The sequence below is a fragment of the Streptomyces griseomycini genome, from assembly GCF_014203535.1.
GTDB classification, from domain to species: Bacteria; Actinomycetota; Actinomycetes; order Streptomycetales; family Streptomycetaceae; genus Streptomyces; species Streptomyces griseomycini.
Map to the genome: position 1 here is coordinate 1 of NZ_JACHJI010000027.1, position 17,076 is coordinate 17,076.

At 75.2% G+C, this 17,076-nt stretch carries 2 protein-coding genes; both read right to left on the reverse strand.

The genetic code is table 11. From position 1 onward, the window contains the following. Positions 1 to 4,520: type I polyketide synthase (locus tag FHS37_RS36585; protein ID WP_184829314.1), on the reverse strand; the 4,520-nt coding region annotated here is incomplete at its 3' end. 53 nt (positions 4,521 to 4,573) lie between these two features. After that, positions 4,574 to 16,810, reverse strand: coding sequence for a type I polyketide synthase (locus FHS37_RS39010; RefSeq protein ID WP_221500754.1), 12,237 nt, complete (start codon positions 16,808 to 16,810; stop codon positions 4,574 to 4,576). Positions 16,811 to 17,076: the final 266 nt, after the last annotated feature.

A 17,076-nucleotide genomic window follows, 5' to 3' on the forward strand; every position in this document is an offset into this window, starting at 1 on the left:
GCGGTCAGGGAGTCGAAGCCGAGTTCCCTGAACGCGCGGGTCGCGGGGAGGGCGTCGGCGGACGCGTGGCCGAGCACGGCGGCGGCCTCGGAGCGAACCAGTTCGGTGAGGTGCCGCTCCTGCTCGGCCCCGTCCAGCCCGGCCAGCCGCCGCGCGAGGTCCGACGTGCCGTCCTGCTCCGCCGGGGTGGCGTCGAGCAAGTCGCGTGCGTCGGGCAGTTCGCTCAGCAGTGCGCTCGGGCGCTGCGCCGTGAAGGTGCCCGCGAACCGGGGCCAGTCGACGTCAGCGACGGTGACCGTCGTGTCGCCGTGGGCGAGGGCGGAGCCGAGGCCCGCGAGTGCCGTGCCGGGGGCCATGGTGAGCAGGCCGAGGCGCTTGAGGTGTGCGGCCTGCCCCGAGTCCTCGACCATGCCGCCGCCGTCCCACGGCCCCCACGCGACGGCCGTGGCGGGCAGTCCCGCCGCCCGGCGGTGCTCGGCCAGCGCATCGAGATACGCGTTGGCGGCCCCGTAGGCAGCCTGACCGCCACTGCCCCAGACCCCGGCGATGGAGGAGAACAGGACGAACGCGTCCAGGGGCGTGTCGGCCAGCAGTTCGTGCAGGTTCCGCGCACCGTCGGCCTTGGCCGCCAGTACGTCGGCGAACTCGGTGAGGTCGTCCGGGTCCAGGTCGGCGAGGGCAGTGGGACGTTCCACGCCCGCCGTGTGGAAGACGGCTGTGAGCGGCGGCAGGCTCGCCAGCATCGTCGCAACGGCGTCCCTGTCGGCCACGTCGCAGGTGGCGAACGTGACCCGCGCGCCGAGACCGACGAGTTCGGCCTCCAGGTCCTCGGCCCCTCGGGCGGTCCGGCCGCGGCGGGCGGCCAGCACGACGTGCTCGGCTCCGTGCGCCGCGAGCCAGCGTGCCACGTGGCCGCCGAGGGCTCCGGTGCCGCCGGTGACGAGGACCGTGCCGTGCGGCGACCAGCCCGCCTCGGACACCTCGCCCACCGGGGCGGGCACCAGCCTCCGGCCGAGTACGGTGTCGCCGCGCAGGGCGACCTGGTCCTCGCCGGGCGTGGCGACGGCGACGGCGAGGAGGTCCCCGGTCCGCTCGTCCCGCACCGGGGGCAGGTCGATCAAGCCGCCCCAGCGGCCGGGGTGTTCCAGCGCGGCGGCCCGGCCGAGGCCCCACAGCATCGCCTGCTCGGGCCCGGTGACCGCGTCGTCGGCACCCGTCGAGACGGCACCCGAGGTGAGGCACCACAGCGGGGCGTCCACATCACCGAGCGCCCGCAGCAGCCCGACCGTGCTCGCGAGACCCGCGGGTGCGGTCGCCTGACCCGCGAGGCTCACGGGTGCGGCCGCCTCGCCCGCGTCGGCGAGGCCCAGCAGCGAGACCACACCGCTCAGCGGCGGCAGACCCGTCAGCCGCTCCGCCCAGTCGGCCGTCTCCGGATCCACGGGCAGCACGTGCGTCTCGTCCGCACCGTTCCGCCGCAGCGACGCCCGCACCCACTCGGCCCGCTCGTCACCGGCCGGCGCCACGACCAGCCAGGCACCGGCGGGCCGGTGCGGCCCGGCGGCCAGCGCACGCCAGTCGACCCGGTAGCGCCAGTTGTCGGCCGTCAGCCGGTCCCGCTGCTTCCTGCGCCACGCGGACAGGCGGGGCAGCACCGCGCTCAACGGATCGTCGGTCGACACGCCCAGCGTGCGGGCGAGATCAGCGGGGTCGCCCTCCTCCACCGCCTCCCAGAAGCGTGCCTCCTCCGGCGACGTCCCCCCGGCGCTCTCCTCGGCCGCCGGGGCGTCCAGCCAGTACCGCTCACGCTGGAAGGCGTACGTCGGCAGGTCGACCCGCCGGGCCCCGCTGCCGTCGAAGAGGGCTGCCAGGTCCACCGGGACGCCGTCGACGTGCAGTCGGCCGATGGCGGTGAGCAGTGCGGTCGGCTCGGGGCGGTCGCCACGCAGGGCGGGGACGAAGGAGGCTTCCGGAGCGCTGAGTTGCCCGAGGCCCGAGAGCACGCCGCCGGGGCCGATCTCCAGGAAGACGTCGACGCCCTGTTCGCGCAGCCCCGCGACCGCGTCGTGGAAGCGGACGGACTCGCGGACGTGCCGCACCCAGTACTCCGCCGAGGTCAACTCCTCGGCCGTGGCCCGGACGCCGGTCAGCGTCGACACGATCGGGATCGCCGGCGCCTCGAACGACACGCTCTCCAGCACCCGCCGGAAGTCGTCCAGCATCGGCTCCATCAGCGGCGAGTGGAACGCGTGGCTGACCTTCAGACGCGACACCTTCCGACCCGCCGCACGCCAGCGCTCCGCCACCGCCTCCACACCGGCGACGGCACCCGAGATGACCACCGACGACGGGCCGTTGACCGCCGCGACGCCCACCGTCTCCGGCAGCTCCGGTGCGACCTCGGCCTCCGACGCCTGGACCGCGACCATCGCGCCACCCGACGGCAGCGCCTGCATCAACGCACCGCGTGCCGACACCACCCTCGCGGCGTCCGCCAGCGACCACACACCCGCCACATGCGCGGCGGCCAGCTCACCGATCGAATGCCCCGCCAGCACATCGGGCCGCACACCCCACGACTCCAGCAGCCGGAAGAGCGCCACCTCGACCGCGAACAACGCCGGCTGCGTCACCCCCGTCTCGCTCAACGCATCGGCGTCATCGCCGAACAACACCCCACGCACCGCCGGGTCGAACGCGCTCAGCGTCTCCTCCAGCGCCTCGGCGAACACCGGGAAACGATCCGCCAGTTCACGGCCCATCCCCAGCCGCTGCGACCCCTGACCCGAGAACAGGAAACCCAGCTTGTGCGGTGTCGCCTCGCCCAGGACGATGCCGGGTCCGCCGCGTCCTTCGGTGAGGGCGGTGAGCCGGTCGGTGGTGGTGCTTCGATCCTCGGCGAGTACCACGGCGCGGTGTTCGAAGAGGGAGCGTGTGGTGGCCAGTGAGAAGCCGACGCCCTCGGGGTCGAAGTCGGCGGAGGAGGTCACGGCGGACAGTAGTTGGCCGGCCTGCGCGCGCAGTGCGTCGGGGGTCCGGGCGGACAGCACCCACGGGGTGACGGCGGGGGCCGGCCGGCCGGCGGTCCGCGCGGGCGCCGGAGTGTCGCCGTCGGTCGTGGTGTCCGGGTCGGGCGCGGGTGCCTCTTCCAGGATGACGTGGGCGTTGGTGCCGCTCACGCCGAAGGAGGACACACCGGCGCGGCGGGGTTCGCCGGTCTCCGGCCACGGCCGGTCCTCGGTCAGCAGGGCCACGGTGCCCGCCGACCAGTCGACGTGGCTGCTGGGCTCGTCGACGTGCAGGGTCCTGGGCAGCACGCCGTGCCGCATCGCCATGACCATCTTGATGATGCCGCCGGCTCCGGCCGCCGCCTGGGAGTGGCCGATGTTCGACTTCAGCGAGCCCAGCCACAGGGGGCGGTCCGCCGTGCGTTCCGCGCCGTAGGTGGCGATGAGGGCCTGGGCCTCGATCGGGTCGCCGAGGGTGGTGCCGGTGCCGTGCGCCTCGACCGCGTCGACCTGCGCGGGGGTGAGCCGTGCGCCGGCCAGGGCCTGGTTGATCACCGCCTGCTGCGCGGGGCCGTTGGGTGCGGTCAGGCCGTGGGACGCGCCGTCCTGGTTCACGGCGGAGCCGCGGATGACGGCGAGGACGGGGTGGCCGTTGCGCCGGGCGTCGGACAGGCGCTCGACCAGGAGCATGCCGACGCCCTCGCCCCAGCCGGTGCCGTCGGCGCTGTCGGAGAACGCCTTGCAGCGGCCGTCCACCGACAGGGCGCGTTGCCTGCTGTACTCGACGAAGGTGCGCGGTGTGGACATGAAGGTGGCGCCGCCCGCGAGGGCGAGCGAGCACTCGTCGCGGCGCAGCGCCACCATCGCCAGGTGCAGGGCGACCAGCGAGGACGAGCACGCCGTGTCGACGGTGACGGCGGGGCCGACGAGGCCGAGCGTGTAGGCGATCCGGCCCGAGGCGATGCTGCCCGCGCTGCCGTTGGCGAGGAAGCCCTCGAACCCTTCGGGGGCCTGCGGCAGGCGCGTGGCGTAGTCGTTGTACATGATGCCCGCGAAGACACCGGTCTTGGTGTCCCTGGCCTGCGCGGGGTCGATGCCGGCGCGTTCGAACGCCTCCCAGGACGTCTCCAGGAGCAGCCGCTGCTGGGGGTCCATGGCGAGTGCCTCGCGCGGGCTGATCCCGAAGAAGGCCGGGTCGAAGTCGGTGGCGCCCTGGAGGAAGCCGCCGTGCCGGGTGATCGAGGTGCCCGCGTGGTCCGGGTCGGGGTGGTAGAGGGAGTCGACGTCCCAGCCTCGGTCGGAGGGGAACTCGACCACCGCGTCCCGGCCCTCGGCCACCAACTGCCAGAGGTCTTCCGGTGAGGTGACGCCCCCGGGGTAGCGGCAGCTCATCCCGATGATGGCGATGGGCTCGTTCTCCCGTTCCTCGACCTCGCGCAGGCGCCTGCGTGCGGTGCGCAGATCGGTGGTGGCCCGCTTGAGGTAGTCGCGGAGCTTGTCCTCGTTCTGCATCTGGCGCGTGCTCCTTACGGCGATGCGGGGGAGATCGTTGCGGTCCGTACCGGTCACGAGGTTTCGAGTTCGTTGTCGAGGTAGTCGAAGAGTTCGTCGTCGGTCGCCGCGGAGAGGTCGCCGGAGTCGGCTTCCTCGTCGGTTGCGTCCGCCCGGGTGTCGCTCCACTTGGCGAGCAGGGCCCGCAGCCGCAGGTCGACCTTGGTGGCGGTGCCGTCGTCGGCGAGGTCGAACAGCGCGCGCTCCAGGCGGTCGAGCTGGTCCAGCACCCCGGTGTCCGGTTCGGCCTCGGTGCGCGGGAGCAGGGTGAGCACGTGCCGGGTGATCGCGGCGGCCGACGGGTGGTCGAACACGAGCGTCGAGGGCAGCCGGATGCCGGTGGCCGCGGTGAGCCGGTTGCGCAGCTCCACCGAGGTCAGCGAGTCGAAGCCGAGGTCCTGCAGGGACCTGCCCGGGTCGATGGGGGTGCCGGCCGGGTGGCCGAGGACGGCCGCGGCCTGTGCGCCGACCAGGTCCAGGACCGTCTGTTCACGGTCCGCCGCGGACTGTCCGGCGATGGTCTCGGTGAACGTCGGGCCGTCGGCGGGGGCCGTCGTCGCGGCACGGCGGACGGGGGCGCGGACCAGGCCCCGCAGCACCGGGGGCAGGGTGCCGTCGGCCGCCAGGCCGCGCAGCGTCGCGGTGTCGAGGCGGACCGGTACGAGGACGGGGCGGTCGTCCCGCGTCGCGGCGTCGAACAGCGCCAGGGCGTCCTGGGTGGGCAGTTCGAGGACGCCGGAGCGGCCGAGGCGGGCCCGGTCGTCCGCGTCGAGACCGGCGGTCATGCCGCTCGCCGCCGCCCACATGCCCCAGGCCAGGGAGACGCCGGGCAGGCCGAGTGCGTGGCGGCGCCGCACCAGGGCGTCGAGCGCCGCGTTGGCGGCGGCGTATCCCGCCTGGCCGGCGCTGCCGAGGACGCCGGCTGCGGAGGAGAACACGACGAACGCGGAGAGGTCGGTCTCCCGGGTGAGTTCCTCCAGGTGGAGCAGGCCGTCGACCTTGGGGCCGAGGACGCGGTCGACCCGTTCGGGGGTCAGCGACTCGACGACGCCGTCGTCGACGACGCCCGCGGCGTGCACGACCGCGCCGAGCGGCCGGTCGAGGGAGGCGAGGAGCGCGGCCACCGCGTCGCGGTCGGCGACGTCGCAGGCCGCCACGGTCACCTCGGCGCCGAGGGCCGTGAGTTCGTCGCGCAGCGTCGGGGCGCCCTCGGTCGCGAGGCCGTTGCGTCCGGCGAGGACGAGGTGGCGTACGCCCCGGTCGGTGACCAGGTGCCGGGCGACCAGCGCGCCGAGGGTGCCGAGGCCGCCGGTGACGAGGACCGAACGCTCGGGGTCGAGCACGCCGGGCACGGTCAGGCCGGTGTCGGCGGTGTGCGGCTCCCGGCCGGGAGGGGCCGGCGCCTCGGGTGCGCGGCGGGCGTCGGGCGCGGTGAGCGGGCCGTCCGGGGTGGCGCGGGTGAGCCGGGGCACGGTCACCCGGCCGTCGCGCACGGCCGCCTGGGGTTCGCCGGAGGCCAGCGCGGCCGGGACGGCGCGGGCGGACTCGGCGCTGTCGTCCAGGTCGAGCAGGACGAAGCGTCCCGGGTTCTCGGTCTGGGCCGAGCGTACGAGTCCCCATACGGCGGCCTGGGCCGGGTCCGGGGCCGGGGTGTCGACCGCGCCACGGGTGACGAAGACCAGGCGGGTGTCCGCCGTGCGCTCGTCGGCGAGCCAGTCCTGGGCCAGCGTCAGCGCCCAGGTCACCGTCGCACGGATCGCCGCCTTCTCGTCCGAGGCGTACGAGGCGTAGGAGGCGTACGACTCGTCCGTCCCGTGCGTCCCGTCCCCGGCGGACGGCCGGGGGCACGGCGCGAGCAGGTCGCCGACACCGTCGAGGGCGTCGAAGCCGGACACGGACGGCACGTCGAGGCCGAGGTCGTCGGCGCCGGGCCGGTCGGCGTCGAGCACCGCGAGCCCGGTCGCCGTGGTCTCCTCGGTCTCCGTGCCGAGGCCCGTCCACTCCAGGCGGAACAGGGCGTCGGTGGCCGGCGACGTGGTCCTGTGCAGCTCGACCGGCCGCATGACCAGTGACTCGATGCTCGCGACGGGCCGGCCGGCCGGGTCGGCGACGGCCAGTGACATCTGGTCCTGCCCGGTGGGCGACCAGCGCACCCGCAGCGTCGAGGCGCCGGCGGCGTGCAGTCGTACGCCCGAGAAGCTGAACGGCAGCCGGGGGCCGCCGCCGGTCTCTTCGAGGGCGTGCAGCACCGGCGCGTGCAGGGCGGCGTCGAGCAGGGCCGGGTGCACGCCGAAGCCCTCGCCGCCGGTTCCCTCGGGCAGGGACACCTCGACGTACACGTCGGAGCCGAGGCGCCAGGCCGCGCGCAGGGCACGGAAGACGGGGCCGTAGTCGTAGCCGAGTTCGGTGAGGCGGTCGTAGACGTCGTCGACGTCCATGGGTGCCGCGTCCTGCGGCGGCCACGCGGACAGCTCGGTCGCGGGGGCGTCGCCCGTGGTGAGCGTGCCGGTCGCGTGCTCGGTCCACGGCGCGTCCCGGTCGGCGTCCTCGGCCCGCGAGTGCACCCGGATGCTCCGTGTGCCGTCGCTGTCGGCGCCGACCGTCACGCGCAGGGCCCGGCCGCCGCGCTCGGGCAGCACCAGGGGGGCGTGCAGGGTCAGTTCCTCGACGGTGTCGAGGCCGCAGTGGCCGGCGGCGTGCAGGGCGAGGTCGAGGAAGCCGGTGCCGGGGAACAGGACCCGGTCGCCGACGGCGTGGTCGGCGAGCCAGGGCTGGGTCCTCGTGGAGAGCCTGCCGGTGAGGACGACGCCTTCGGAGTCGGGCAACGCCACCGCGGCGCGCAGCAGCGGGTGGTCGCCGGTGGTGAGTCCGAGGGCCGCCGTCGCGCCGTCGCCCGCGGGCGCCACCGCCGCGGTCAGCCAGTAGCGGTCGTGCTGGAAGGGGTAGGTGGGCAGGTCGACGCGGGAGCCGTGGCCGCCGAGCACGGCCGCCAGGTCGAGGTGGACGCCCCGGACGTGCAGCCGCGCGGCGGCGAGGATCGCCGCGTGCGGCTCGGGCCGGTCGGAGCGCAGCGTCGGCACGAACACGGCGTCGGGGGCGTTGTCCGGGCCCATGGTGGTGAGGGCGCTGCCGGGTCCGACCTCCACCATGGTCGTCACGCCCTGGGCGGCCAGGCTCGTGACGCCGTCGGCGAACCGTACCGGTTGGCGTACGTGCTGGACCCAGTGGTCCGGTGACGTCAGTTCCTCGGCGCCGACGGGTGCGCCGGTGAGGGTGGAGACGATCGGCAGCGTGGGCGGGTGGGCGGTGGCGCCCGCCACGACGCGGCGGAACGCGTCGAGCATGGGTTCCATCAGCGGTGAGTGGAAGGCGTGGCTGACCCGCAGTCGGGTGACCTTGCGGCCCTGTGCCTTGAGCCGGTCGGCGAGGCCGAGCACTTCGAGTTCGCTGCCGGACAGGACGAGCGAGTCGGGGCCGTTGACGGCGGCGATGCCGATGTTGTCGGAGCACTCCGGTGCGATCTCGCCCTCGGTGGCCCGCACCGCGACCATGACGCCGCCCGCGGGCAGGGCCTGCATGAGCGCGCCGCGCGCGGCGACGATCGCGCAGGCGTCGGCCAGGGAGAAGACGCCCGCCACGTGCGCGGCGGCCAGTTCACCGATCGAGTGACCCGCGAGCGCGTCGGGCCGCAGCCCCCAGGACTCCCACAGGCGGTACAGGGCGACCTCGACGGCGAACAGCGCGGGCTGGGTGTACTCGGTGCGGTCCAGGACGGTCTGGTCGTCGCCGAAGACCACCTCGCGCAGCGGCAGGTCCAGGAGCGGGTCGAAGTGGGCGCACACCTCGTCGAGCGCGTCGGCGAACGCGGGGTGGGCCGCGTACAGGTCCCGGCCCATGCCGGCGCGCTGGGAGCCCTGGCCGGAGAAGAGGACGGCGAGCCGGCCGCCGTCGGGGGTGCCGCGTACCACGTCGGCGGTGGCGGCGTCCTGGGCCAGCGCGTCGAGTCCCGCGCGCAGTGCGGGCGTGCCGGTGCCGAGGACGACCGCGCGGTGGTCGAGCGCGGCCCGCCCGCCGGCGAGGGTGGCGGCGATGTCCAGCGGCCCAAGGTCCGGCCGGGCGTCGACGGTGGCCGCCAGGCGGGCGGCCTGCTCGCGCAGCGCGGCGGTGTCGCGGGCGGACAGCGCCCAGGCCAGGGGGCGGTCGTCGGGGACGTCGGCCGGGACGGGGGCCGCGGGGGCGGGCGCGGCCTGTTCGAGGATGACGTGGCCGTTGGTGCCGCTGACGCCGAACGCGGAGACGGCCGCGCGCCGGGGCCGGCCGGTCTCGGGCCACGGCCGCTGTTCGGGGAGCAGTTCCACGGCGCCCGTCGTCCAGTCCACGTGCTGGGACGGGCGGTCCAGGTGCAGGGTGCGGGGCAGTACACCGTGCCGCATCGCCTGCACCATCTTGATGACGCCCGCGATGCCCGAGGCGGCCTGGGTGTGGCCGATGTTGGACTTCAGGGCGCCGAGGAACAGCGGCCGGTCGGCGGGGCGGTCCTGGCCGTAGGTGGCGAGCAGTGCCTGTGCCTCGATGGGGTCGCCGAGCCGGGTGCCGGTGCCGTGGCCCTCGACGGCGTCCACGTCCGTGGCGGACAGGCCCGCGTTGGCGAGGGCGGCGCGGATGACCCGCTGCTGCGCGGGGCCGCTCGGCGCGGACAGGCCGTTCGACGCGCCGTCCTGGTTGGTGGCCGAGCCCCGGACGACGGCGAGGACCTGGTGGCCGTTGGCCTGTGCGTCGGAGAGCCGTTCGAGGAGGATCAGGCCCGCGCCCTCGCCCCAGCCGACGCCGTCGGCGGCGTCGGCGAAGGGCTTGCATCGGCCGTCGGGGGCCAGGCCGCCCTGGAGGCTGAACTCGGCGAACGGCGTCGGCGTCACCATGATCGCCGTGCCGCCCGCCAGGGCCATCGAGCACTCCCCCGACCGCAGCGCCTGTACCGCGAGGTGCAGGGCGACCAGCGAGGACGAGCAGGCGGTGTCCACGGTGACGGCGGGCCCGCGCAGGCCGAGGGTGTAGGCGACGCGGCCGGAGACGACGCTGAGCGCGTCGCCGGTGAGCCGGTAGCCGTCCATCTCGGGTGCCGCCTGCTCCAGGGTGCCCGCGTAGCTCTGCGGGGAGGCACCGACGTACACGCCGGTGAGGCTGTCGCGTACGGAGGTCGGGTCGATGCCGGCCCGCTCGAAGAGCTCCCAGGCCAGTTCGAGCACCTGCCGCTGCTGGGGGTCCATCGCCAGGGCCTCGCGCGGGGCGATGCCGAAGAAGCCCGCGTCGAAGCCGCCCGCGTCGTCGACGAAGGCGCCTTCCAGGGTGCGGCTGCGGCCCTGGGCCTCCGCGTCGGCCGGGTAGAGCCGGTCGGTGTCCCAGCCCCGGTCGTCGGGGAAGGGCCCGATGGCGTCGCGTCCTTCGAGGACGAGCGTCCACAGGTCCTCGGGGCTTTGTACGCCGCCGGGGTAGCGGCAGCTCATGGCGACCACGGCGATCGGCTCGTCGGTGGGGCGGGGCGCGCTGTCGGCGGGTGTGGCGGTGCGCCGCTCGCCGAGCACCGCGGTGTGCAGGTGGCGGGTCAGTGCCTCGGGTGTCGGGTGGTCGAATACGGCGGTGGCGGGCAGGTGCGCGCCGGTGGCGGTGTTGAGGCGTTTGCGCAGCTCGATGGCGGTGAGGGAGTCGAAGCCCAGCTCGCGGAAGGCCCGGTCGTGGGTGATGGCGTCGGGTCCCTCGTGTCCGAGCACCGCCGCCGCGTGACCGCGGACCAGGTCGAGCAGGAGCCGGTGCTGGTCGGCGTCGTTGAGCCCGGCGAGGCGGTCTGCCAGGGCGCCGCCCGCGGCCGGCTGCTGCGGCGTGTCCTGGGCGGCGAGCGCGATGACGTCGGGTATCTCGCTGATCAGCGGCCGGGAGCGGGCCGCGGTGAAGCCGGGGGCGAAGCGGGCCCAGTCGATGTCCGCGACCGTCAGGGTCGTCTCGCCGGCCGCCAGGGCGGTGGCGAGCGCGCCGACGGCGAGGTCCGGCCGCATGGGGCGCAGGCCGCGGCGGCGCAGATGGTCGTCGAGTTCGCCGGTCACCATGCCGCCGCCCGCCCACATGCCCCAGGAGACCGAGGTGGCGGGCAGTCCGTCGGCGCGGCGGCGCTGCGCGAGGGCGTCGAGGAAGGCGTTGGCCGCGCCGTACGCGCCCAGTTCGCCGCTGCCCCAGACCGCGGATCCGGAGGAGAACAGCACGAACGCGTCCAGGTCGCGTCCGACGCACAGCTCGTCCAGGTGGGCGGCGCCGCCGGCCTTGGCCGCCAGGGCGTGGGCGAGGTCGGCGGTGCCGGTCTCGGTCAGCGGCAGGGTGGGGACGGTGCCCGCCGCGTGGAAGACGGAGCGGACCGGGGTGCCCTCGGCGTCGAGCCGGGCGAACAGGTCGCCGAGGGCGGTGCGGTCGGCGGCGTCGCAGGCGGCGACGGTGACGCGGACGCCGAGACCGCTCAGCTCGTCCCGCAGTTCGGCCGCGCCGGGCGCGTCCGGGCCCCGGCGGCTGGTCAGCACGAGGTGCTCGGCACCGTTGCCGGCCAGCCAGCGGGCGACGTGGCCGCCGATGGCCCCGGTGCCGCCGGTGATCAGTACGGTGCCGGCGGCACGCCAGGCGGACGTCTGGGCCGGGGCGGGGGCGGGCGTCAGCCGGCGTACGGAGACTCCGGAGGCGCGGATGGCGAGCTGGTCCTCGTCCGTCCGCCCGGCGAGGACGGCGGCGAGGCGCGTGGCGGTCCTCGGGTCGGGGGCGACGGGCAGGTCGACGAGACCGCCCCAGCGTTCGGGGTGCTCCAGGCCGACGGCCAGGCCGAGGCCCCAGGCCTGGCTCTGTGCCGGGTGCGTCAGCGGGTCGGACCGTCCCACGGACACCGCGCCCGTCGTGGCCAGCCACAGCGGTGCGCCGATCCCGGCCGCACCCAGTGCCCTCACCAGCGCGAGGGTGGCGGACAGGCCCTGGGGCACGCTCGGTGCAGCGGGGTCGGGGCGTTCGTCGAGGGCCAGCAGGGACAGTACGCCGCTGGGTACGACCCCGGCGGCGCGCAGGGACTCGGCCGAGCCGTCGGTCTCCAGGACGTCGGCGCCGTGGGCGCGCAGCGCGTCGACGGCCGCCGCCCGCCAGGGGTGGTCCGCCTGGGACGCGGAGCCCACCACGAGCCAGGTGCCGTGCAGGGCGGGCGGGGTGGCGGTGCCGAGGGGACGCCAGGTGATCCGGTGGCGCCAGGAGTCGACGGCGGACCGCTCCCGGCTGCGGCGGCGCCAGTCGGTCAGGCTGGTCAGGACGTCGGTGAGCGGCGCGTCGGCGGGCACGTCCAGCGTGGTGGCGAGGTCGCCCCGTTCCACCGCGGCCCAGAACTCCTCGAAGGCGGGGTCGGCGGCGTCGGTGGGGCGGGAGGTGTCGTCGAGCCAGAACCGCCTGCGCTGGAAGGGGTAGGTGGGCAGGTCGACCGGCCGCCCGGGGGGCACCACGCGACGCCAGTCGAACGGCAGGCCCTCGACGTACGCCTCGGCGGCGGAGAGCAGGAACCGGTCCAGGTCCCCGTCGGTCCGGCGCAGCGTGCCGACCACGATCGCGTCGCGCCCGGCGGCCTCCACCGTCTCGCGCACGCCGATGGTGAGCACGGGGTGCGGGCTGCACTCCACGAACACGCCGATGCCGTGGTCGAGCAGACCGCGGGTGGCCTCCTCGAACCGCACCGTGTTGCGCAGGTTCCGGTACCAGTACTCCGCGCCGGTCTCGGTGCCGGTCAGCCACTCCCCCGTGACCGTGGACAGCATCGGCACGCTCGCGGGCCGCGGTGCGATGCCGGCCAGCGCCTCGGCCAGCGCGTCCTGGATGCGCTCCACGTGCGGGGAGTGCGAGGCGTAGTCCACCGGTACCCGCCGGGCGCGCACCCCGTCGGCCGCGCAGGACTCCATCAGCTCGTCCAGGGCGTCGGCGTCACCGGCCACGACCACCGAGCCGGGTCCGTTGACGGCGGCGACGGAGATACGTCCGTCCCATCGCGCCAACCGCTCCCGCGCCTGGTCGACGGTCACCGCCAGCGACACCATGCCGCCTCGGCCCGACAGCGCCAGGATCGCCTTGCTGCGCAGGGCGACGACCCGGGCGGCGTCCTCCAGGGAGAGCGCTCCCGCGACGTGCGCGGCGGCGATCTCGCCCTGGCTGTGCCCCACCACGGCGTCCGGCTCCACACCGTACGAGCGCCACAGCGCGGCCAGCGACACCATCACCGCGAACAGGGCGGGCTGGACCACGTCCACCCGTTCCAACCGCTCGGCATCGCCCAGCGCCTCGTGCAGGGACCAGTCCACGTGCGGTGCCAGTGCCTCGGCGCAGGCGTCGAGGGAGGCGCGGAAGACCGGCGAGGACTCCGCCAGCTCCGCCCCCATCCCCAGCCACTGCGAGCCCTGCCCGGGGAACACGAACGCCACCTGCCCCGTGGGTCGCGCCACTCCCACGGCCACGCGGGCCGACTCGGTGCCGGTGGCCACCGCCGACAACGCGTTCGCGCCGCCGGCCACCACCACGGCCCGGTGCTCGAACACCGACCGCGACAGCAGGGCGTCCGCCAGGTCGGCGGGCGCGCTTGCCTCTGCGGCGGCGGCGAGCCGGGCGGCGTGGGCGCGCAGGGCGTCCTCGGTCCGCGCGGAGAACACCAGCGGGACCGGGCCCGAGGGCGACGGCGGCTCGGCCGGGGTCTCCTCGGGTGCCTGTTCGAGGATGGCGTGGGCGTTGGTTCCGCTGATGCCGAAGGAGGACACACCGGCCCGGCGGGGGCGTCCGGTCTGCGGCCACGGCGTGGTCTCGGTGACGAGCGACACCGCGCCGGACGTCCAGTCCACGTGCGGGGTGGGCTCCGTGATGTGCAGGCTCGGCGGCAGCACGCCGTGCCGCAGCGCGAGCACCATCTTGATCAGACCGGCCACGCCGGAGGCCGCCTGGGTGTGGCCGATGTTGGACTTCACCGAGCCGAGCAGCAGCGGCCGGTCGGCGGGGTGTTCGCGGCCGTAGGTGGCGAGGAGGGCGTCCGCCTCGATCGGGTCGCCCAGGCGGGTGCCGGTGCCGTGCGCCTCGACAGCGTCGACCTCGGCGGCCGGGACGCCCGCGTCTGCGAGCGCCTGCCGGATCACCTTGCGCTGGGCGGGGCCGCTGGGGGCGGTGAGGCCGTTGGAGGCGCCGTCCTGGTTGATGGCGGTGCCCTTGATCAGGGCGAGGACGGGGTGGCCGTTGCGGCGCGCGTCGGACAGTCGTTCGAGGAGCACCATGGTGGCGCCTTCGGCGAGGCCGAAGCCGTCGGCGCTCGCCGAGAACGCCTTGCAGCGTCCGTCGGGGGCCAGCGCGCGCTGTCTGCTGAATTCCACGAACAGGCCCTGCGACGGCATGACGGTGACGCCGCCCGCGAGCGCGAGGGGGCACTCGCCGCGCCGCAGCGACTGCACGGCCAGGTGCAGGGCGGCCAGCGACGAGGAGCACGCCGTGTCGAGGGTGACGGCGGGCCCGGCGAAGCCGAAGGAGTACGAGAGCCTGCCGGAGGCGACGCTCGCGGTGTTGCCGGTGAGAAGGTGGCCCTCCAGCTCCGCGGGCGCCTCGTACAGCCGGGGCCCGTAGTCCATCGTCATCGCGCCCACGAACACGCCCGTCCGGCTGCCGCGCAGGCCGGTGGGGTCGATGCCCGCGCGCTCGACGGCCTCCCAGGCGATCTCCAGGAGCAGTCGCTGCTGGGGGTCCATCGCCAGGGCCTCGCGGGGCGATATCCCGAAGAACTCGGGGTCGAACTGGCCGGCGTCGTGCAGGAACCCGGCTTCGCGCTGGTAGTAGCGGCCGGGCCGCTCGGCGTCCTCGTCGTAGCGTCCTTCCAGGTCCCAGCCCCGGTCGGTGGGGAAGGCGGTGACGCCGTCGCCGCCCGTGGTGAGCAGCTCCCACAGGTCCTCGGGGCTGTGCACGCCACCGGGCAGCCGGCAGCTCATCGCCACGATCGCGATCGGCTCGTCGTCGCCGGCGGCCGCCCCGGTCACCGGCTCGTCGTCCTCGGCGAGGGCGCCGAGCAGGACCCGGTCGACGTACCGGACGAGGCCGCGGCACGTCGGGTTGTCGAAGATCGCCGACACGGGCAGGGTCAGACCGGTGGCCGCGTTCAGCAGGTTGCGCAGGCGCACCGCGCCCGCCGAGTCGACGCCCAGTTCGAGCAGCGGCGCGTCCGCGTCGGCCGCGTCCACGTCGTCCCGGGTGCCGTCGACGACGGCGGCCACCTGCGCGCGGACCAGGTCGAGCAGGTACGCCGTGCGGTCGGGGACCTCGGCGAGCCGGTCGGCGAGGGACGGGGCGGGGGCGGCCCCGGGCGCCGGGCGCAGCGGGTAGGCGGGCAGCGGCACCGCGCGCGCGTCGCGGCCGGCGAACACCGCCCGCCAGTCGGGGAGCACGCCGTGGGTGTGCAGTTCGCCGAGCGCGGCGGTCACCTCGTCCGCGCCGCCCCGTCCCCGGCGCAGCGTGCCGACGACCGCGGCGTCCACGGCGGCTTCCTCGGCGGTCTCCTGCACGGCCCGGGTCAGCACGGGGTGGGGGCTCGGTTCGAGCAGCAGGCGGTGGCCCGCTGCCAGGGCGGCGCGCGTGGCGCTCCGGAAGTCGGCAGTGCCGCGCATGTTGCGGCACCAGTGGTCCGCGGTGAGCGTGCGCGGGTCGACGCGCCCGCCCGTGGTCGCCGTGTAGATCGGTACGTCCGTCGGGCGGGGGGTGATCGGGGCGAGGACCTCGCGCACCATGCCGAGTACGGAGTCGACCTGACGGCCGTGGGCCGCGATGCGGATGGCGATGCTCTTGGCCCTGACACCGTCGGCGGTCAGTTCGGCGAGGAACGCGGTGGCCTCGTCCTCGGTTCCCGACACGAGGACCGAGGTGGGGGCGTGCACGGCGGCCAGGTCGAGCCCCTCGTAGCGGGCGAGCCGCTCGCGCACCTCGTCGGCCGACGCCAGTACGGAGAGCATCACGCCCTGTTCGAGGAGGTGCACCTGCGCCTGGCTGAACAGGGCGACGGCACGCGCACCGTCCTCGACGGACAGCGCGCCCGCGACGGTCGCCGCCGGGATCTCGCCGGCGCTGGAGCCGACCACGGCACCGGGCGGTACGCCCCAGGAGCGCCACAACGCGGACAGGGACACCATCATCGCCCAGAGCGCGGGCTGTCCGACGTCCGGCCGGTCGAGGGAGTACGTGTCCGTCGTGCCCCGCAGCACGTCGAGCACGGGCCACTCCACGAACGGGGTGAGGGCGTCGGCGCAGGCGTGCAGTTGCTCGGCGAACACCGGTGAAGCGTCGAGGAGTTGGTCGGCCATGCCGAGCCACTGCGGGCCGTGGCCGGGGAACACGAAGGCGATGTCACCCGCTGCGGGTCCGCCGGCCGCGGGCCCCGGCACCGGTACGCGCCCCTCGCTGAGGGCGAGCAGTTCCCCGGCGAGCCGCGCGCGGTCCCGGCCGACCAGGACGGCGCGTCGGGCGAGGGCGGGCCGGGTGGTGGCGAGGGAGAAGGCGAGGTCGGCGAGCGGCAGGTCCGGCTCGGCCGCCAGCAGCGCGTGCAGGTCGGCGGCGCGGGCCCGCAGCGCGTCGTCGCTGTGCGCCGACAGGGCGATCGGGACGGCGGGGCCGTCCGCCGCGTCGCGGCCGGGCCGGGGGCGGCCCGCGGCGAGCGCGGCCTCGACCAACGCGGGGACACCGTCGGGCCACGCGTGGTCGGTGCCGAGCCGATAGGCGAAGGTCGCGGCCCGCGCGTCGTCCTGGCGCGTGAGCACGGCGAAGGCGCCGTCCGTTCCGACGAGCGCCAGGTCGCACTCGCCGGAGAGCACGGCGGAGACGGCATCGGCGAGGGGCGCCTGTCCGGTTCGGCAGGGGCCGCTCAGACGCAGTGCGCGCGCCAACCCGGCGGCTTGTTCTGGCCGTTCGGCCGAAGCCCCCGCTTCGGTCCCAGCCCGCACCTCAGTCCCGGCCCCGGCCGACAGATAGACACCGACGCCCGCCCGGTCGTCCGCGCCGATGCCGGCGTCCTCGCAGGCCCTCCACGCCGACTCCAGTTCGTCCGCCCGGCCCGCGGGCAGCGGCACACCGGTCAGCTCGGCCAGCACACCGTGATCGCGCTCCGCCCGCACCGGTACCGCGGTCGCGACCCCGACGACGGCGACAGTGCCGGTGTGCACCCCTTCTGATAAGCGCATGGCAGCCTCTGCCTTCGTCAGTCATCTACTGGGAACCGGATACACGCATGGCTGGCCTGAATCGCCTCGTTGCTTTCTCGGCCACTTCCACGACGGCAATCGCAAGTCAAAACCAGCTATCCAGGAATTGTCAACTGTGAACTATTTTCGGTCCACGACAGGCGGAAAACGATCGTAAGGCGTGCGTAAAGGCAAGTCAGAGTCGCTGCGCCATACACGATTAACCGTATGGACGTCCATGATTAACCTGAAGCCATTGGCGCGAA